This window comes from Pseudomonas sp. LBUM1645 (assembly GCF_059716185.1).
Genome location: NZ_CP166811.1, coordinates 5,611,262 through 5,630,575, shown reverse-complemented (window position 1 = coordinate 5,630,575; position 19,314 = coordinate 5,611,262). Strand labels below are relative to the sequence as shown.

General features: G+C 59.9%; 19 protein-coding genes. 14 read left to right on the top strand and 5 right to left on the bottom strand.

Annotation, left to right across the window (positions count from 1 at the left end):
* Positions 1 to 56 precede the first annotated feature (56 nt).
* Entirely contained in the window at positions 57 to 2,903 is a 2,847-nt protein-coding gene (gene rapA / locus ACA079_RS25510) for an RNA polymerase-associated protein RapA (RefSeq protein ID WP_497701386.1), read from the bottom strand.
* A 252-nt stretch (positions 2,904 to 3,155) separates the two neighbouring features.
* On the opposite strand from rapA, the gene ACA079_RS25505 reads away from it, so the two are divergent.
* From ACA079_RS25505 to ccoM, 3 genes are all read left to right on the top strand, one after another.
* Positions 3,156 to 3,497 (top strand): aspartate-semialdehyde dehydrogenase, encoded by a 342-nt coding sequence (locus ACA079_RS25505; protein WP_095128015.1) that lies wholly within the window; start codon positions 3,156 to 3,158, stop codon positions 3,495 to 3,497.
* A 72-nt stretch (positions 3,498 to 3,569) separates the two neighbouring features.
* Positions 3,570 to 3,731 (top strand): hypothetical protein, encoded by a 162-nt coding sequence (locus tag ACA079_RS25500; RefSeq protein WP_095128014.1) that lies wholly within the window; start codon positions 3,570 to 3,572, stop codon positions 3,729 to 3,731.
* 144 nt (positions 3,732 to 3,875) lie between these two features.
* Positions 3,876 to 3,989 carry a cytochrome c oxidase subunit CcoM gene (gene ccoM, locus ACA079_RS25495; protein WP_318183103.1) on the top strand — a complete coding sequence of 38 codons (114 nt, stop codon included), beginning with the start codon at positions 3,876 to 3,878 and terminating at the stop codon, positions 3,987 to 3,989.
* 270 nt (positions 3,990 to 4,259) lie between these two features.
* On the opposite strand, the gene ACA079_RS25490 is transcribed toward ccoM, so the two are convergent.
* The 3 genes from ACA079_RS25490 to ACA079_RS25480 all read right to left on the bottom strand — a co-directional run bounded on the left by ACA079_RS25490 (position 4,260) and on the right by ACA079_RS25480 (position 6,488).
* Positions 4,260 to 5,735, bottom strand: a complete 1,476-nt coding sequence (locus tag ACA079_RS25490) for an inorganic phosphate transporter (protein ID WP_497701385.1) — start codon at positions 5,733 to 5,735, stop codon at positions 4,260 to 4,262.
* A gap of 376 nt (positions 5,736 to 6,111) precedes the next feature.
* Positions 6,112 to 6,312 carry a hypothetical protein gene (locus ACA079_RS25485; protein ID WP_007935837.1) on the bottom strand — a complete coding sequence of 67 codons (201 nt, stop codon included), beginning with the start codon at positions 6,310 to 6,312 and terminating at the stop codon, positions 6,112 to 6,114.
* Positions 6,313 to 6,359: 47 nt separating this feature from the next.
* Entirely contained in the window at positions 6,360 to 6,488 is a 129-nt protein-coding gene (locus tag ACA079_RS25480) for a hypothetical protein (protein WP_415770969.1), read from the bottom strand.
* A gap of 503 nt (positions 6,489 to 6,991) precedes the next feature.
* Here ACA079_RS25480 and pcaR point away from each other — a divergent pair.
* The 11 genes from pcaR (at position 6,992) to pcaC (ending at position 17,854) form a co-directional block, all read left to right on the top strand.
* Complete coding sequence (gene pcaR, locus ACA079_RS25475; protein ID WP_008147316.1) at positions 6,992 to 7,834, top strand: pca regulon transcriptional regulator PcaR; 843 nt, start codon at positions 6,992 to 6,994, stop codon at positions 7,832 to 7,834.
* 140 nt (positions 7,835 to 7,974) lie between these two features.
* Complete coding sequence (gene pcaK, locus ACA079_RS25470) at positions 7,975 to 9,321, top strand: 4-hydroxybenzoate transporter PcaK (RefSeq protein ID WP_497701384.1); 1,347 nt, start codon at positions 7,975 to 7,977, stop codon at positions 9,319 to 9,321.
* Between the two features lie 272 nt (positions 9,322 to 9,593).
* Positions 9,594 to 10,451: a CoA transferase subunit A gene (locus ACA079_RS25465; RefSeq protein ID WP_007947285.1), complete on the top strand. Its 858-nt coding sequence runs from the start codon at positions 9,594 to 9,596 to the stop codon at positions 10,449 to 10,451.
* Positions 10,451 to 11,230, top strand: a complete 780-nt coding sequence (locus tag ACA079_RS25460; protein WP_497701383.1) for a CoA-transferase subunit beta — start codon at positions 10,451 to 10,453, stop codon at positions 11,228 to 11,230. Before ACA079_RS25465 ends, ACA079_RS25460 begins: the two co-directional genes overlap by 1 nt.
* Positions 11,227 to 12,432, top strand: a complete 1,206-nt coding sequence (pcaF, locus tag ACA079_RS25455) for a 3-oxoadipyl-CoA thiolase (protein ID WP_497701382.1) — start codon at positions 11,227 to 11,229, stop codon at positions 12,430 to 12,432. The genes ACA079_RS25460 and pcaF overlap by 4 nt, the downstream gene beginning before the upstream one ends.
* Positions 12,433 to 12,468: 36 nt before the next feature.
* Positions 12,469 to 13,173: a protocatechuate 3,4-dioxygenase subunit beta gene (gene pcaH / locus ACA079_RS25450; protein WP_095128008.1), complete on the top strand. Its 705-nt coding sequence runs from the start codon at positions 12,469 to 12,471 to the stop codon at positions 13,171 to 13,173.
* 1 nt (position 13,174) lies between these two features.
* Positions 13,175 to 13,741: a protocatechuate 3,4-dioxygenase subunit alpha gene (gene pcaG, locus ACA079_RS25445; RefSeq protein ID WP_497701381.1), complete on the top strand. Its 567-nt coding sequence runs from the start codon at positions 13,175 to 13,177 to the stop codon at positions 13,739 to 13,741.
* Between the two features lie 192 nt (positions 13,742 to 13,933).
* Positions 13,934 to 15,238 (top strand): MFS family transporter, encoded by a 1,305-nt coding sequence (locus ACA079_RS25440; protein WP_497701380.1) that lies wholly within the window; start codon positions 13,934 to 13,936, stop codon positions 15,236 to 15,238.
* Positions 15,239 to 15,283: 45 nt separating this feature from the next.
* The gene (locus ACA079_RS25435) at positions 15,284 to 16,648 is read left to right on the top strand and encodes a 3-carboxy-cis,cis-muconate cycloisomerase (protein ID WP_497701379.1); all 1,365 of its coding nucleotides are present in this window, start codon (positions 15,284 to 15,286) and stop codon (positions 16,646 to 16,648) included.
* Between the two features lie 11 nt (positions 16,649 to 16,659).
* Positions 16,660 to 17,451 (top strand): 3-oxoadipate enol-lactonase, encoded by a 792-nt coding sequence (gene pcaD, locus ACA079_RS25430; RefSeq protein WP_497701378.1) that lies wholly within the window; start codon positions 16,660 to 16,662, stop codon positions 17,449 to 17,451.
* A gap of 10 nt (positions 17,452 to 17,461) precedes the next feature.
* The gene (gene pcaC / locus ACA079_RS25425) at positions 17,462 to 17,854 is read left to right on the top strand and encodes a 4-carboxymuconolactone decarboxylase (protein WP_008147336.1); all 393 of its coding nucleotides are present in this window, start codon (positions 17,462 to 17,464) and stop codon (positions 17,852 to 17,854) included.
* A gap of 152 nt (positions 17,855 to 18,006) precedes the next feature.
* Here pcaC and ACA079_RS25420 read toward each other — a convergent pair whose 3' ends face one another.
* Positions 18,007 to 19,266: an OprD family porin gene (locus ACA079_RS25420; RefSeq protein WP_497701377.1), complete on the bottom strand. Its 1,260-nt coding sequence runs from the start codon at positions 19,264 to 19,266 to the stop codon at positions 18,007 to 18,009.
* Between the last annotated feature and the right edge of the window lie 48 nt (positions 19,267 to 19,314).

Genomic DNA, 19,314 nt, shown 5'->3' with positions numbered 1-19,314 from the left:
CAAAAAAAGGCCCGCATCGCTGCGGGCCTTTTTGTTTTAGCGGTGGAGCAGGGGAGTTAACCCGCCACCAACACCCGAATCGCTTCCAGTCGCAGCGCAGCCTTGTCGAGCATGGCCAGGCCTTGCTCGCGTTGCTTGCGCAGGGCAACCAGTTCGCTGTCACGCACGGTCGGGTTGACCGCTTGCAACGCGGTCAGGCGCGCCAGCTCTTCGTCGGTGTCGGCGGCCAGACGACGCTGCGCCTCAGCCACGCGCTCGGCGTGACGTGGGAAGATCTTCTCTTCACCGGCGTTGATCCGTGGCGTCAGCTGATCGCGCTGGGCCTGGATGAACTTGTTGGCGCTGGCACGCGGCACGCTTTCCAGCTGATCGTTAAGGGTTTCGAACGACACCCGGGCCGACAGGTCATTACCGTTGGCGTCGAGCAGGCAGCGCAGGGCGGCCGGTGGCAGGTAACGGCCCAGTTGCAGCGAGCGCGGGGCAACCACTTCGCTGACGTAGAGCAGTTCCAGCAACACGGTACCAGGTTTCAGAGCCTTGTTCTTGATCAGCGCCACGGCGGTGTTGCCCATGGAACCGGACAAGACCAGGTCCATGCCGCCCTGAACCATCGGGTGTTCCCAGGTAATGAACTGCATGTCTTCGCGAGACAGTGCCTGGTTGCGGTCGTAAGTGATGGTCACGCCTTCGTCGTCGCCCAGCGGGAAGCTGGCGTCGAGCATTTTTTCGCTCGGCTTGAGGATCAGCGCGTTTTCCGAGTGGTCTTCGCTGTCGATGCCGAACGCGTCGAACAGGGTTTCCATGTAGATCGGCAGGGCGAACTGGTCGTCTTGCTCGAGGATGTCCTCGACCAATGCATCACCTTCGCCAGCGCCACCGGAGTTGAGTTCCAGCAAGCGGTCACGGCCGGTGTGCAACTCGGCTTCCAGGCGTACGCGCTCGGCGCGGGCTTCGTCGATCAGCGCTTGCCACTCGCCGTCATCGGCGTTTTCCAGCAGCGGCAGCAGGCGCGAGCCGAACTGATGCTGCAGGGCGTTGCCGGTCGGGCAGGTGTTGAGGAACGCGTTCAGCGCTTCGTGGTACCACTGGAACAGGCGCTCTTGCGGGCTGGTTTCCAGGTACGGCACGTGCAGTTCGATGATGTGCTTCTGGCCGATCCGGTCCAGGCGACCGATACGCTGCTCCAGCAGGTCCGGGTGCGATGGCAGATCGAACAGCACCAAGTGGTGCGAGAACTGGAAGTTACGACCTTCACTGCCGATTTCCGAGCAGATCAGCACCTGCGCGCCAAATTCTTCGTCGGCGAAGTAAGCGGCGGCGCGGTCACGCTCGAGGATGTTCATGCCTTCGTGGAAAACCGTGGCCGGGATGCCGGAACGCACGCGCAGGGCGTCTTCCAGGTCCATGGCGGTTTCAGCGTGAGCGCAGATCACCAGCACTTTGGTGCGCTTGAGCATCTTCAGCGTGTCGATCAGCCACTCGACGCGCGGGTCGAATTTCCACCAGCGTTCTTCTTCATTGGCATCCGGCTGGGCCTGGAAGCTGACTTCCGGGTACAGCTCGGCGTGATCGCCCAGCGGCAGTTCGAGGTATTCGTCGGGGCACGGCAGCGGGTACGGGTGCAGCTTGCGCTCCGGGAAACCCGCCACGGCGGCGCGGGTGTTGCGGAACAGCACACGGCCGGTGCCGTGGCGGTCCAACAGTTCGCGGACCAGACGGGCGCTGGCTTCGATATCGCCATCGTTAACCGCCGCCAGCAAGGCTTCCCCTTCATTGCCGAGGAAACCGTGAATGGTCTTGTGCGCTTCAGGGGACAGGCGTCCCTTGTCCAGCAACTCCTGAACGGCTTCGGCCACCGGGCGATAGTTTTCGCTCTCGGCGCGGAAGGCGTGCAGGTCGTGGAAACGGTTCGGGTCGAGCAGGCGCAGACGCGCAAAGTGGCTGTCCTGACCCAGTTGTTCCGGGGTCGCGGTCAGCAGCAGGACGCCGGGAATGACTTCGGCCAGTTGTTCAACCAGCGAATACTCAGGGCTGGCCTTCTCTTCGTGCCACACCAGGTGGTGCGCTTCGTCGACGACCATCAGGTCCCAACCGGCGGCGAACAGTGCGTCCTGGGCCTTCTCGTCTTCCACCAGCCACTCGAGTGCAACCAGCGCGAGCTGGGTGTCTTCGAACGGGTTGGCGGCATCGCTTTCGATAAAGCGTTCTTCGTCGAACAGCGCAACTTGCAGGTTGAAGCGGCGGCGCATCTCCACCAGCCACTGGTGCTGCAGGTTCTCCGGAACCAGGATCAGCACGCGGTTGGCGCGGCCCGAGAGCAGTTGGCGATGGATCACCAGACCGGCTTCGATGGTTTTACCCAGGCCCACTTCGTCTGCCAGCAAAACCCGCGGCGCAATGCGGTCGGCGACTTCACGGGCGATGTGCAGCTGGTGCGCGATCGGTTGCGCACGCACGCCGCCGAGGCCCCAAAGCGCGGACTGCAACTGGCGGCTGGTGTGTTCCAGGGTGTTGTATCGCAGGGAGAACCAGGCCAGCGGGTCGATCTGCCCGGCGAACAAACGATCGCTGGCCAGACGGAACTGAATAAAGTTCGACAGTTGGGTTTCCGGCAGGGTAACCACTTCGTTATGCCCGTTGAGGCCGTGGTAAACCAGCAGGCCGTCGACGTCGTCGACTTCTTGAACGGTCAGTTTCCAGCCTTCGAAGTGAGTGATCGAGTCACCCGGCGAAAACCGCACGCGGGTGAGGGGCGCATTCCGTAGCGCGTACTGGCGAGTCTCGCCAGTGGCCGGGTAGAGCACGGTCAACAAGCGGCCGTCCTGTGCCAGAACGGTGCCTAAACCCAGCTCGGCTTCGCTGTCACTGATCCAGCGTTGCCCCGGTTGATACTGCTGCGCCATGCTGCCTGACTCCCACCTTGAAAAAGCGGGCTATCTTAACGGAATCGGCCCTCCAGACCAAAAGGTTTACGGCGTAGGAGCTGCCGAAGGCTGCGATCTTTTGATCTTGGGGAACGCTTGAGTTCTATGTTGTCCGATAAAGATCGCAGCCTGCGGCAGCTCCTACAAGTGCCAAACGGGTCACAGTTTGCGACCGATGGCTCAAGTCGCCATCCCCTCAGCCGACAGCCTGCTGACAGGAGACTAATAATTATGCTGCCACCGATGCTCCCCTTGAGTGCCGTGCCAATCACCTCACAGCAGGATCCGATTCGCCAGCGGCCGGATATTCCGCCCGTGGTGCCGGTGCAGGAAAGCTCCAACGAAAGCACCATCGACCTGCAACAGCGCGATCCGGAAGAGGCGGCGTTTCAGCTGCGCGAGGAACAGCGCCGCAAGCAGGAACAGCAAAGGCGCCGTCGCGAAGCCGATGAAGATCCTGAAGAACACCTGGCGATTCCCGGTGACGAGCTCAACGCCGACAATACCGTGCCAGTGGCGCCATTGATGGAAGATCAGCCACGACAGGGTTTGTGGGTCGATATCCAGATTTGAGGTTGCGGCTGGTCAGCGCTGCCGCCAGACCTCATTATTGCTACAAACCTGCCAAGCGATGCACTGAGCACCATGAGCCAAGACGACAAGCTGATCGACCTCAACGCTGAACGCGCCAAGCGGGTTCATGACCTTAATGAAAAGCGCCTGAACGAAGTGCGCCAGGCGTTCGAGCACGCCATGCCGTTGGGTAAAGCGAAGAAGAAGCCGAAGAACAAACCGAAAAAGCGTTGAAACACCCTGCATCGGTTGATGCAGGTCAGTTATTTCCCCTCCTTTACGCCCAGTCTCGGGCGACATTGATCCCGGTCAATTTCTTCTCCTGCCTGATTGGTTAACTTAGCCCCATCGCAACAAGGCAAGTGCAGGAGGCCAGTCATGTTTCTCGACAACGTGGTGATCGCCGGAGTGCTGACAGTCGGCCTCATGGTTCTGTTTTTTGCAGGGTTTGGATTTTTTATCTGGAAGGATTCGCATAAGCGCAAACCGTAGGTCTTTCTGGAAGCAATGAGCACGCAAGGCATTTTGGGCAACTTCGGTTGCCCTTTTTTTTGTGTCTGAAAATCTATCGGAATACGCCGACCTATTGTAGGAGCCGAGCTTGCTCGCGATGGGGCCATGACATTCAACATCCATGTTGCCTGTAAGGCCGCTATCGCGAGCAAGCTCGGCTCCTACAGGTTATGTGGCGTTTTGCGAGTTTTCGGCGGGCAATAAAAAGGCGCGAACCTCACGGAACGCGCCTTTTTTAGCAGCGATGTATCAGCTGCCCAGTGCCTTCGACGCCAGCCAGAACAGGCCGGCCGACAAGGCCACTGTGGCTGGCAGGGTCAGGACCCAGGCCAGCAGGATGGTTTTGACGGTGCCACCTTGCAGGCCGCTTTTATTGGCGACCATGGTGCCGGCCACGCCCGAGGACAGGACGTGGGTGGTGGACACCGGCAGGCTGAAGATGTTGGCCATGCCGATCAGGCTCGCGGTAGTGATCTGTGCCGACATGCCTTGGGAGTAGGTCATGCCTTGCTTGCCGATCTTCTCGCCGATGGTCAGAACCACGCGCTTCCAGCCCACCATGGTACCCAGGCCGAGGGCCAGGGCTACCGCCAGAATCACCCAGAACGGGGCGTATTCAGTGGTAGTGGTCAGGTCTTTGCGCAGCTTGTCCAAGTCAGCCTTTTCACGGGCAGCCAGGCTAGGCAGCTTGCTGACTTTCTTCGCCGTGTCGTCCAGGCAGAGCAGGTAGCGACGCACTTCGATGCGGCTTTCTGCCGGCAGCGAGTGGTAGTCCGCTACACCTTTAAGGGTGCCGAGCAGTGCGGCGATGGTCGGTTCGGTCTGTTGCGGATTGCAACGGAATTTCTCCGGCAGGTCACCTTCCACGCTTTTGCCCAGGGCCAGGAATTCACCCAGCGTATCGGCATTGCGCTTATAGAACTGGCTCAGGTGCAGGGTCGCGTCGCGAGTCCGTTCGATCTGGTAGGTCGTGCTGCCCAGGTCGAGTACGAATTGCGCCGGAACGATGCCGATCAGCACCAGCATGATCAGGCCGATACCTTTCTGGCCATCGTTGGAACCGTGCACGAAGCTCACGGCCATGGCCGAAATGACCAGCACCAGGCGGTTCCAGAACGGCGGGTGTTTCTTGTCATCGATCTTGCGGCGCTGTTCCGGTGTCTTGTGCATCTTCGACAGTGGACGCCACCATTTAAGGCCGATCAATATCAGTGCGGCGACCAGGAAGCCCGCCATTGGCGAGAACACCAGGGACGCACCGATATCGATCGCTTTCTGCCAGTTAACGCCATCAGCCAACGGAATATCGTTGATCAAGGCGTTGGCAAGACCGACACCGAGGATCGACCCGATCAGCGTATGGGAGCTGGAAGCCGGGATACCGAAGTACCAGGTGCCCAGGTTCCAGGTGATGGCGGCGGCGAGCAGCGAGAACACCATGGCCAGCCCGTGACCGGTGTTCACATTGATCAACAGCTCTACCGGCAGCAGGTGGACGATGGCATACGCCACGCCGACACCGCCCAGCAGAACGCCGAGAAAGTTGAACACACCGGAAAAGAACACCGCCAGATGGGGCGGCATGGCTTTGGTGTAGATAACAGTGGCCACCGCGTTAGCGGTGTCATGAAAGCCGTTGATGAACTCGAAGGCGAGGACAAAGGCCAGGGCGAGCAAGAGGCTCACAAGCACCCAAGCATCTAGTCCGCTGAATAAATCGATCATGAAGGTTTTCTGACCCGGTCGTAAGGGGGCGCGATTATGCCAGAAAAGACTGCTAATCGATGCACTAGGTGCTCATCGGTAACATTCTTCAACGAATTAATTTTCGGCAGCAGCCCAAGCCCCAGGTTTTTACTGGGTTTTGCAAGTCATTGAATTACTTTGAAAAGGCCGCAGCCACAAGGCGTTCTCTCGTAGGAGCAAGAGGTTTTGACGCTTGTGTGAAATATCTGAAAAGAGGGCCAGACATGAGCCATTTGCCTCATCCGGGGGGTGAGGTGGCCGCTGCCCGCTGGTAGCGGGCGCGAAAGGCATCATCGATACATCCCGCTTTTAACGGATGCAGACGCAGACCCTTGAAAGAATTCAGGCCGAGGGCTTATGGCTCTTCGGCTTTGAGTTCCTTTTCCATTTTCTGCAATTCTTGAGTGAAAGCCTGATCCTGAACGGTGGCGCGTTTACGCCAGGGTTTGCGTTCCGGTTCGGGCTGTGCGGCGTAGGTGGTGACTTCCCCGCCGTAAACTTCCTTGTAACGTTGTTCCTGGCGCTCAAGTTCCGCGCGCAGTTCGTCTTTCGTCACAGTGCTACCTGATTGAGTTGAGATAAATTCTGGTGAAACGCGCTGCATCAAATGTATTTGACCACGCTCGCCGAATGGACAAGGCCCGTAAAGGCATCATTTTTTACGGCATTGCGATCAATTACTTCCATGTTGCAGGCGGCCACGACACCAGAGATAAATAGCTGACGCAGCATCAGTTTCCTGTTGCAGCGAACACCTTGGCTAAGCATATGAAATGAGTGTCAGGCGCTTGCTGCGGGTAACGGCGATGGAACATCGCGCTACCGGGTGGCGGAATCGAATTAAAAACCGGTCACCACTGAATTTCATTATAGCGGTCGATTCGAAGAACACTATCGCCAAAGAGTTAAAAGTAGGTCTTGATGTGTGATTGTTTTGTTACTCGCAACTTTATACGGCTAACTAGGTCCTTCGGCGGCACGACGTTACAGTGATGTCTTTCTGACGCCATTAAGTCGAACAAGTTAGGACAATTACATCGACCACTTCTAGTCTGCGTCAGAGCCAGTGTAAAAACAGGTGCAAGCCTGTTCAATAATAGGCTGGTCCGGGTGGGAGTCGATTGCGATTATCGGTCGATGGTTCGATAATCGCACATTCTTGGCTGCCCGGGGTTGTGTGAGGGACCGGCTGCCGCTTGTAATAGCCGCTGAACCGTGTGGGAAAAGGACCTTATATGAACGATCAAATGCGCAATTCCTTCGCTTCAGTGGCGCCGCCGATCGTTGCCTCGCCTGCCAAGCGGATCCAGGCACTGACCGGCGACCCGGATTTCATGACCTCCCTGGCCCGTGGCCTGGCCGTGGTGCAAGCGTTCCAGGAGCGCAAACGTCACCTCACCATCGCCCAGATCAGTCACCGCACGGAAATTCCCCGCGCCGCTGTGCGACGTTGCCTGCACACGCTGATCAAACTCGGTTACGCCACCACCGACGGCCGCACGTATTCGCTGCTGCCTAAAGTACTGACGCTCGGCCATGCCTATGTGTCCTCGACGCCGCTGGCGGTTTCCGCCCAGCCCTACCTGGACCGCATGAGCGAGCAACTTCATGAAGCCTGCAACATGGCCACTCTGGAAGGCGATGACATCTTGTACATCGCTCGTTCGGCCACCACCCAGCGACTGATTTCCGTCGACCTGTCGGTGGGTGGACGTCTACCGGCCTATTGCACCTCGATGGGTCGGATTCTTCTCGCGGCGCTGGACGATACGTCACTGCGCGAGTACCTCGACCATGCAGAGCTGCAAGCCAAGACCAGCCGAACCCTGCACACCCCCGAGGCGTTGCTCGAATGCCTGCAAGAGGTGCGGCAGCAAGGCTGGTGCATCGTCGATCAGGAATTGGAGCAGGGCCTGCGCTCGATTGCCGTTCCGGTGTATGACGCTTCCGGCCAAGTGGTCGCGGCGCTAAACGTCAGCACCCACGCCGGCCGAGTCAGCCGCAACGAGCTGGAACAACGTTTCCTGCCTGGCCTCCTGAGCGCGAGCCGCGACCTCAGCGCACAACTCTTTGCGTAAGCCTTTCGCCTAAGCTGTTCGATAAACGCACAGAGTCGCGTTTATCGAATTGACGCTCTTTCCCCAAGATCACTAATGTCGCGGCAGCGCCAGCCTTGGCTGGTTCCTGTCCGACTGCGTTCTTGCGTGGAATAAAAATAATGAACCAGCCTCAGTCTGCTGTAGGAAACTGCCTCGACGTGCAGTCCTTCATCAATGCTCAACCCATTTCGCGCTACCAATGGCGAGTGGTGATCCTGTGTTTCCTGATTGTTTTCCTCGATGGCCTCGACACGGCGGCCATGGGTTTCATCGCGCCCGCCCTGTCTCAGGATTGGGGCATCGACCGCGCCAGTCTCGGCCCGGTGATGAGCGCGGCGTTGATCGGTATGGTCTTTGGCGCACTGGGTTCTGGCCCATTGGCTGACCGCTTCGGGCGAAAAATCGTACTGGTGGGCGCGGTGCTGTTGTTCGGCGCGTTCAGCCTGGCTTCGGCTTACAGCACCAACGTCGATCAGTTGCTGGTGCTGCGTTTCCTCACTGGCCTGGGCCTTGGCGCCGGCATGCCGAACGCCACGACGCTGCTGTCCGAATACACCCCGGAGCGCAAGAAATCCCTGCTGGTGACCAGCATGTTCTGCGGTTTCAACCTCGGCATGGCGGGCGGCGGTTTCATTTCCGCCAAACTGATTCCGGCCTTTGGTTGGCACAGTCTGCTGATGATCGGCGGGATTTTGCCGCTGATCCTCGCCGTCGTATTGCTGTTCTGGCTGCCGGAATCGGCGCGCTACCTCGTCGTCCGCAATCGCGGCACTGACAAAGTGCGCAAGGCCCTGGCGCCCATCGATCCAATCGTCGTCGCCCAGGCTTCCAGCTTCAGCGTGCCGGAACAGAAAACCGTGAAGGCCCGCAACGTGTTCGCGGTGATCTTCTCCGGCACCTACAGCACCGGCACCTTGTTGCTGTGGCTGACCTATTTCATGGGGTTGGTGATCGTTTATCTGTTGACCAGTTGGCTGCCGACGCTGATGCGTGACAGCGGCGCGAGCATGGAGCAGTCGGCATTCATCGGCGCGTTGTTCCAGTTTGGCGGGGTATTGAGCGCGGTGGGCGTGGGCTGGGCGATGGACCGGTTCAATCCGCACAAGGTTATCGGCATTTTCTATCTATTCGCCGGAGTATTTGCCTACGCGGTAGGGCAGAGCCTGGGCAACATCACGCTATTGGCGACGTTGGTGTTGGTGGCCGGGATGTGCGTCAACGGCGCGCAATCGGCAATGCCTTCACTGGCGGCACGGTTTTATCCGACGCAGGGGCGGGCGACCGGGGTGTCGTGGATGCTCGGGATCGGCCGCTTTGGCGCGATTCTCGGTGCGTGGATGGGCGCAACGCTACTGGGCCTGGGCTGGAATTTCGAGCAGGTGCTGACAGCGCTGGTGATTCCAGCGGCATTGGCGACCACGGCGGTGGTGATCAAGGGCATGGTCAGCCATGCGGATGCGACCTGATTCGGCTTGAGATAGTGGTGTAGCAGAAAAGATCGCAGCCTGCGGCAGCTCCTACAGAGGAAAGCGAACACCCGTAGGAGCTGCCGAAGGCTGCGATCTTTTGCAGGCGACAGAGAACGATAGCCAGACAACAATCTGTTCGATAAACGAACACTTAGTCGATTATCGGATTGTTTGGCGTTTTTCAGGGGCTTACTCTTCAGGCATTCCGGCGCTGCGCATCGCGCCTTTTTCTTCCACTGTCGGTTCATAACAAAACGGGAGCCTGCCCCATGGCTGAAATCCTTTCGCTGCACGACGCGGTGAAGCAATTCGTAAACGACGGCGATACGGTCGCGCTCGAAGGCTTCACTCACCTGATCCCTACGGCGGCGGGTCACGAAATCATTCGCCAGGGCAAGAAAGACCTGACTCTGGTGCGGATGACACCTGACTTGATCTACGACCAGTTGATCGGCGCCGGTTGTGCTCGCAAGCTGATTTTCTCCTGGGGCGGAAACCCGGGAGTCGGATCGCTGCATCGCCTGCGTGACGCTGTCGAGAAGCAGTGGCCGCACGCGCTGGAAATCGAAGAGCACAGCCACGCCGACCTGGCCAATGCCTACGTCGCTGGCGCTTCCGGCCTACCGTTCGCGGTGCTGCGTGCCTACGCCGGCTCCGACCTGCCGAAGGTCAACCCGCTGATCAAAACCGTCACCTGCCCATTCACCGGCGAAGTTTTGGCGGCCGTACCTTCGGTGCGCCCGGACATCACCGTGATCCACGCACAGAAAGCCGACCGTAAAGGCAACGTGTTGTTGTGGGGCATTCTCGGCGTGCAGAAAGAAGCTGCACTGGCCGCCAAGCGTTGCATCGTTACCGTCGAGGAAATCGTCGACGACCTCAATGCACCGATGAACTCCTGCGTTCTGCCAACGTGGGCGTTGAGCGCGGTCTGCCATGTTCCTGGCGGCGCGCATCCGTCCTACGCTCACGGCTACAACGAGCGTGATAACCGTTTCTATCAGGCCTGGGACCCGATTGCCCGCGACCGTGAAACCTTCACCGCGTGGATCAACGAATACATCCACGGCTGCGCTGACTTCAGCGAGTTCCAGGCCAAGCTGGCCGCTGCTTCGGAGGCCAAGTAATGACTTACACCACCAATGAAATGATGACCGTCGCCGCTGCCCGTCGTCTGAAAAACGGTTCGGTATGCTTCGTCGGCATCGGCCTGCCGTCGAAAGCCGCCAACCTGGCGCGTCTGACTTCCTCGCCGGATGTAGTCCTGATCTACGAATCGGGTCCGATCGGTGCCAAGCCGAGCGTACTGCCGCTGTCGATCGGTGACGGTGAACTGGCGGAAACCGCCGACACCGTCGTCCCGACCGGTGAGATTTTTCGCTATTGGTTGCAGGGCGGGCGCATCGACGTCGGTTTCCTCGGCGCCGCGCAAGTCGACCGCTTCGGCAATATCAACACCACCGTGGTGGGCGACTACCATCAGCCGAAAGTCCGCCTGCCGGGCGCCGGTGGTGCGCCGGAGATTGCTGGCTCGGCCAAAAGCGTGTTGATCATCCTCAAGCAGTCGGCGCGTTCCTTTGTCGACAAACTCGATTTCATTACCTCGGTCGGCCATGGCGAGGGCGGTGATTCACGCAAGCGTCTCGGCCTGCCGGGCGCCGGTCCGGTCGGCATCATCACTGACCTGTGCATCATGGAACCGGAAGCCGACACTCACGAATTTGTGGTCACCGCGCTGCACCCAGGCGTGACTCGCGAGCAAGTGATTGCCGCCACCGGTTGGGCAGTTCGTTTTGCAGAAAATGTTGAAAACACAGCCGAGCCAACGGATGTCGAACTGACGGCACTCAGGGATCTGGAAGCCCGCACTGCCGCGGCCCACGGCCAAGCACCCGGAGAAGCGTGATGCGTGACGTATATATCTGCGACGCGATTCGCACCCCCATCGGCCGTTTCGGCGGTGGTCTGTCGGCGGTTCGCGCCGACGACCTGGCCGCCGTGCCGATCAAGGCGCTGATGGAGCGCAACCCGTCGGTGGACTGGAACGCGGTGGACGAGGTGTTCCTCGGTTGCGCCAACCAGGCCGGCGAAGACAACCGCAACGTGGCGCGCATGGCGCTGTTGCTGGCGGGCCTGCCGGAAACCATTCCGGGTGTGACCCTCAATCGCCTCTGCGCCTCGGGTATGGATGCCATCGGCACTGCATTTCGGGCGATCGCCAGTGGCGAGATGGAGCTGGCGATTGCCGGCGGCGTCGAGTCGATGTCCCGCGCACCGTTCGTGATGGGCAAAGCCGATGCGGCGTTCTCACGCAACATGAAGCTGGAAGACACCACCATCGGCTGGCGCTTCATCAACCCGTTGATGAAAGCCCAATACGGCGTGGATGCGATGCCGCAGACCGGCGATAACGTGGCTGACGATTACGAAATTTCCCGCGAGGATCAGGACGCTTTCGCACTGCGCAGTCAGCAGCGCACGGCCGCCGCACAAGCCGCAGGTTTTTTCGCTGAAGAAATCGTCGAAGTGCGGATTACCCACAAGAAGGGTGAAAGTGTCGTCAGCCAGGATGAGCATCCGCGCGGCGATACCTCGCTGGAAGTCCTGGCCAAACTCAAACCGGTCAATGGTCCGGACAAGACCGTCACCGCCGGCAACTCCTCGGGTGTCAACGACGGTGCCGCGGCGTTGATTCTGGCGTCGGCCGAAGCAGTGAAAAAACACGGCCTGACCGCCCGCGCCAAAGTGCTGGGCATGTCGAGCGCCGGTGTCGCACCACGGGTGATGGGCATCGGGCCGGTGCCGGCGGTGCGTAAATTGACCGAGCGCCTCGGTCTGGCCGTCAGCGATTTCGACGTGATCGAACTCAACGAAGCGTTCGCCAGCCAGGGCTTGGCGGTGCTGCGTGAACTGGGGCTGGCGGACGACGCGGCCCAGGTCAACCCGAACGGTGGCGCCATTGCCTTGGGCCATCCGTTGGGCATGAGCGGCGCCCGCCTGGTACTGACCGCGCTGCATCAGCTGGAAAAGACCGGTGGCAAGAAAGGTCTGGCGACCATGTGCGTCGGCGTGGGCCAGGGTCTGGCCTTGGCGATCGAACGGGTCTGACGCGCTGCGTGACTAATAAGAACTGAGGAATGCTTCATGACTGACAAGCCTGGTTACCGCCGCCCGCAAGAGGGCACCCAGCCGGAATACCTGCACCCGGCCTATCAATCCACCAACCGTCGCTCGCCGTCCAAGCCGTTGGTGTTTTTGCCCCATTCGCTGTCGGAAATTACCGGTCCGACCATCGGTGCCGAGCGTGTGCAGGAGAAGGACAACGACCTGACCGCCCAGCACAAGGGCGAGCCATTGGGCGAGCGCATCATCATCCACGGCCGCGTGCTGGATGAAGATGGTTTGCCGGTGCCGGGCATTCTGGTGGAGATCTGGCAAGCCAACGCTGCCGGTCGTTACAACCATGATCGTGACCTGCACGACGCGCCGCTGGACCCGAATTTCACCGGTACCGGCCGCACCGTGACCGACGCCGATGGCTGGTACCAGTTCCAGACCATCAAGCCCGGCGCCTATCCGTGGGGCAACCACCACAACGCGTGGCGCCCGGCGCACATCCATTTCTCACTGTTCGGGCCGAGCATTCTGACGCGCCTGGTCACTCAGATGTATTTCCCGGGCGATCCGCTGCTGGCCTATGACCCGATCTACAACTGCGTACCGGACACCAGCGCCAAAGAGCGTTTGATCGCCAGTTTTGATCTGGAAAAAACCATCCCTTCCTATGCCCTCGGTTATCGCTGGGACATCGTCTTGCGCGGCCGCGAAGCCACGCCGATGGAGAAATAAGATGACGCTGAATGCGACCACGTCCCACACCGTCGGGCCGTATTACCACATCGGTTTGACCTGGCTGAACCGCGAAGACCTGACCGTCGAACAAACCCTGGGCGAGCGCGTGGCGATCACCGGGCAAGTCATCGATGGCAACGGCGACGTCGTCAACGACGCGATGCTGGAAGTCTGGCAAGCCAACGCCGCCGGCAAGTACGACCACCCCGAAGACGATCAGGACAAACCCCTGGACCCGAACTTCGAAGGGTTTGGCCGGGTGCCGGTGGATGCAGAAGGGCGCTTTCGTTTCACCACGATCAAACCGGGCACGGTGGAAGGCTTGAAAGGCACGACCCAGGCGCCGCATCTGGTGGTGCTGGTGTTTGCTCGCGGGTTGGTGAAGCATTTGCTGACGCGGATTTATTTTGATGGAGAACCGGCGAATGTGTCGGATCCGCTGTTGGAGTGTGTGCCGGCTGAACGCCGCAGCACCTTGTTGGCGAAGAAGGATGCGTCCGGTGTGTACCAGTGGAATGTGATTCTGCAAGGCACCGATGCCGAGACGGTGTTCTTCGATTACTGATTGATCACCGCAACCCCTGTGGGAGCGAGCTTGCTCGCGATAGCGGTGTATCAGTCACATTGATATCGACTGACATGACGCCATCGCGAGCAAGCTCGCTCCCACAGGGGGTACGTGTTGCTGATCTATCTGTGGAACGGGGCTGTTGCAAAGTGTGTCTAGACTCTCACAGTCCCCATTGAGTAAAAAACAATGACAACTAACACCGCTACTACAGCGCACTACACCGGTGAAGAGCGCAGCAAAAGGATCTTCGCGATCGTCGGTGCCTCGTCCGGCAACCTCGTCGAATGGTTCGACTTCTACGTCTACGCCTTCTGCGCGATCTATTTCGCCCCTGCCTTTTTTCCGTCCGATAACCCGACTGTGCAGCTTGTGAATACGGCTGGCGTATTCGCCGCCGGGTTCCTGATGCGGCCCATCGGCGGCTGGATCTTCGGCCGGGTGGCGGACAAGCACGGGCGCAAGAATTCGATGTTGATCTCGATTCTGATGATGTGCTTCGGTTCGTTGCTCATCGCCTGCCTGCCGACCTACAAGGACATCGGCGTCTGGGCGCCGATCATGCTGTTGGTCGCCCGCTTGATCCAGGGCCTGTCGGTGGGCGGTGAGTACGGCACCACCGCGACCTACATGAGCGAAGTCGCCCTCAAGGGCCAGCGCGGTTTCTTCGCCTCGTTCCAGTACGTGACGCTGATCGGTGGGCAACTGCTGGCGGTGTCATTGGTGGTGATCCTGCAACAGTTCCTCACTGAGGATGATTTGCGTGCCTATGGCTGGCGGATTCCGTTTGTCGTCGGTGCGGCCGCGGCGCTGATTTCACTGTTCCTGCGCCGTTCGCTCAAGGAAACCACCACCAAGGAAATGCGCGAAAACAAGGACGCCGGCAGCATCCGTGCGCTGTTCCGCGACCACAAGACTGCGTTCATTACCGTGCTCGGTTATACCGCCGGTGGCTCGCTGATTTTCTACACCTTCACCACGTACATGCAGAAGTACCTGGTGAACACCGCTGGCATGCAGGCCAAGACCGCCAGCTACATCATGACCGGCGCGCTGTTCCTTTATATGTGCATGCAGCCGCTGTTCGGCATGCTCGCGGACAAAATCGGCCGACGTAACTCGATGCTGTGGTTCGGCGCCCTCGGGACGCTATTCACCGTGCCGATCCTGCTGAGCCTGAAAAGCGTCAGCAGCCCGTTCCTGGCCTTCGTGCTGATTACCGTGGCGCTGGCGATCGTCAGTTTCTACACCTCCATCAGTGGCCTGGTAAAAGCCGAAATGTTCCCGCCGGAAGTGCGCGCGCTGGGTGTCGGCCTGGCTTACGCGGTGGCGAATGCAATCTTCGGTGGTTCGGCGGAATACGTGGCCCTGAGCCTCAAAGCCGGGGGCATGGAAAACTCCTTCTACTGGTACGTGACGGTGATGATGGCGGTGGCGTTCCTGTTCAGCCTGCGCTTGCCGAAACAGGCGAAGTATTTGGAAAACGACCTTTGATCTTTACCCGTGGGCCTGACCGGCCCACGCCTCCAGGGACTGTTTATGAACGAGAGACCGGGCAATCAATTGTTCGATGCCTATTTCACTGCCCGCGACATGCGTGAGGTGTTCTGCGATCAGGGTCGGGTTCAAGCGATGCTTGATTTCGAAGCGGCACTGGCTCGGGCCGAGGCGCGAGTCGGGATGATTCCGCAAACGGCTGTCGCGCCGATTGAAGCGGCCTGTCAGGCCGGGCATTACGACTTCGCTGCTCTCGGCGAGGCGATTGCCACGGCCGGCAATTCGGCAATTCCGTTGGTCAAGGCGCTGGGTAAACAGATCACGGCCAGCAACGCCGAAGCCGAGCGCTATGTACATCTGGGCGCTACCAGCCAGGACGTGATGGACACCGGTCTGGTGTTGCAACTGCGTGGCGCGCTGGAGCTGATCGAAAGCGATCTGGCGCAACTGGGCGAAACGCTGGCGACCCAAGCCCAGCGTTACGTCGCTACACCGCTGGCCGGGCGCACCTGGTTGCAGCACGCGACGCCTGTCACCCTCGGCATGAAAATCGCCGGTTGGCTGGGCGCTGTCACTCGCAGCCGTCAGCGTCTGCGGGAACTCAAGCCGCGACTGCTGGTGCTGCAATTCGGCGGCGCCTCCGGAACCCTCGCGGCCCTCGGCGAGCAGGCGATGCCGATTGCCCAGGCGCTGGCTGAAGAATTGAAACTGACACTGCCGGATCAACCTTGGCACACCCAGCGAGATCGCTTGGTGGAGTTCGGCTCGGTATTGGGATTGATTGCCGGCAGCCTCGGCAAACTGGGCCGCGACATCAGCCTGTTGATGCAGACCGAAGCCGCTGAAGTGTTCGAGCCTTCAGCGCCGGGCAAGGGCGGTTCCTCGACCATGCCGCACAAACGCAACCCGGTGGGCGCGGCGGTGCTGATCGGCGCTGCGACTCGCGTACCCGGTTTGCTCTCGACCCTGTTCAGCGCCATGCCTCAAGAACACGAGCGCAGCCTGGGCCTGTGGCATGCCGAGTGGGAAACCCTGCCGGAGATTTGCTGCCTGGTGTCCGGCAGCCTGAAACAAGCGTTGCTGGTGGCGGACGGACTGGAAGTGGACGCCGAGCGCATGGCCCGCAACCTCGATCTGACTCAAGGGCTGGTGCTCGCCGAAGCAGTGAGCATCGTCCTCGCTCAACGAGTGGGGCGCGACACTGCGCACCATTTGCTGGAGCAATGCTGCAAGCGCGCAGTGACTGAACAACGTCATTTGCGAGCGGTACTCGGCGACGAGCCGCAAGTGACCGCCGAACTGTCGGATGCTGAACTCGATCGTCTGCTGGACCCCGCCCATTACCTCGGTCAGGCCCATACCTGGGTCGAGCGAGCGGTGGCTGAACATTCTGCGTTGACTGCCTGAAGGAGATTGCTGTGGCTTTCGTACAACTCGCCGAGGGCGAACTGCACTACCAACTTGACGGCCCGGCGGATGCGCCGGTACTGGTGCTGTCCAACTCGCTGGGCACTGATCTGCACATGTGGGACGCGCAGATTGCGGCGTTCACCGAGCATTTCCGCGTGCTGCGTTTCGACACCCGTGGCCATGGCAAATCGCTGGTCACGCCGGGGCCATACAGCATCGAGCTACTGGGCCATGACGTGCTGGCGCTGCTGGATGCGTTGCACATCGAACGCGCGCATTTCTGCGGTCTGTCCATGGGTGGGCTGATTGGCCAGTGGCTGGGGATCAACGCTGGCGATCGTCTGAACAAACTGGTGGTGTGCAACACCGCGGCAAAAATCGGTGATCCGTCGGTATGGAACCCGCGCATTGAAACCGTGCTGCGTGACGGTCCGGCCGCCATGGTCGCTTTGCGTGATGCGTCGATTGCGCGCTGGTTCACCGCGGATTTTGCTGAAGCCAATCCTGCTGCCGCGAAGAAGATAACTGACATGCTCGCCGCTACCTCGCCTGAAGGTTATGCCGCGAACTGTGCCGCCGTGCGCGATGCCGATTTCCGCGAACAGTTGTCCTCGATCAAGGTGCCGCTGCTCGTCATCGCCGGCACCGAAGACGCGGTCACGCCGCCGTCCGGCGGGCACTTCATTCAGGAACACGTGCAGGGCGCCGAGTACGCCGAGTTCTATGCTGCGCACCTGTCCAACGTTCAGGCCGGTGCTGCGTTCAGTGACCGGGTAGTGACGTTTTTGTCAGCTCATTAAGGGGATTGTTGTGGACGAGAAACAACGTTACGACGAGGGCCTGAAAGTCCGCCGTGCCGTACTCGGCGATGCCCATGTCGATCGTAGTCTGAACGCGCTGACCGAGTTCAACTCGGAGTTTCAGGAAATGATCACCCGCCACGCCTGGGGCGACATCTGGACCCGTCCGGGGCTGCCGCGTCATACCCGCAGCCTGATCACGATTGCCATGCTGATCGGCATGAACCGCAACGAAGAACTCAAACTGCACCTGCGCGCCGCCGCCAACAACGGTGTGACCCGCGGCGAGATCAAGGAAGTGATCATGCAGAGCGCGATCTACTGCGGCATACCGGCTGCGAACGCGACGTTCCACCTGGCGGAGTCGGTGTGGGATGAGTTGGGGGTTGAATCGCGGGAGTGATCTTCGGGATTTACAGTGTTTGATCTGACGCCATCGTCGGAATGCCGCCCAGACCAAGCTCGCTCCCACAGGGGATTTTCTGTGAACACAGGATTTGTGTTCTAACCGGATCACTGTGGGAGCGAGCTTGCTCGCGATGGCGGTGGTGAGGTTTACAACAAACTGATCGGATAGCTGACAATCAACCGGTTCTCATCGAACTCGTTGTTGCTGAAGTCACGGCGAATGGTCGAGTTGCGCCATTTGACGTTGAGGTCTTTGAGCGCGCCGCTCTGCACGGTGTAGCCCAATTCGCTTTCGCGGCCCCATTCCTTGCCGTCGGTGATGGTGCCGGTGTGGACGTTGTCGCCGCTGATGTAGCGGTTCATCAGGGTCAGGCCGGGAATGCCGAGGGCGACGAAGTTGTAGTCATGCCGTACCTGCCAGGATTTTTCTTTCGCATTGTCATAACTGGCGTTGTAACTGTCGTTGGCCAGGGTGCCGCCGCTGGTGCCGTTGACCCGCATCCAGGCGTTGTCGCCGGTGAGTTTTTGCAGGCCGACATAAAAGGTGTTGCCGCCGTATTTGGCCGAGAACAGGCCTGACCAGGTCTTGTTGTCCAGCTCGCCGGCTCGGGCGCTGCCGTCATCCTTGCCGTAGAAGAATCCGAGGTTGGCACCCAGGGTCCAGTCGCCGATGGGCTGGCTGTGGATCAGATTCACGTACTGCTGGCTGTAGATGTCCTTGAGTTCGGCATTCCACAAACCAATCTGGGTGCGCTTTTCGTTGAAGGCGTATTCGCCGCCCTGGAAGTTGAAACGGTCGGAGGTGAACGCTGGTTTTCCGGTCATCGACATGTCGCTCATGCTGCTGTCGTCGCGCGGGCTGTTGGCGCGGAACTGGCCGCCGTAGAGCGTTAGTCCGTTGATTTCCTTCGAGGTGATCTGGCCACCACGAAACGTTTGCGGCAGGGAACGACCGTCGTCCGAACGCAGGATCGGCAGCACCGGCATCCATTCGCCCACCTTCACTTCGGTCTGCGACAGCTTGGCCTTGAACGCCACGTTGGTGCGACCGAAGTTGTCCGCAGGGCGACCGTCGTGATCCAGCGGCAACAATTGCGTACCGCCCGTGCCTTTACCGCCGTCGAGTTTCACCGAGTACAGGCCCAGCACATCCATGCCGAACCCGACGGTGCCCTGAGTGAACCCGGACTTGGCGTCGAGGATGAAGCTTTGTGTCCACTCTTCTGCCTTGCCCTGAGCTTTGGTCGGATTGGTGAAGTTGCGGTTGATGTAGAAGTTGCGCAGGTTCAGGTTGACCTTGGCACCTTCGACAAAGCCTGACTCCTCGGCCATGGCAGGCAGAGCCGTACTGGCCAGTGCAACGGCGACGAGGCTGGGGAACAAGTATTGCGTGCTGGAAGGTGTCATGTGCTCGGGTCTCTCTAGTTTTTAGGCGTGAAACGGGGCGCTGCCGCA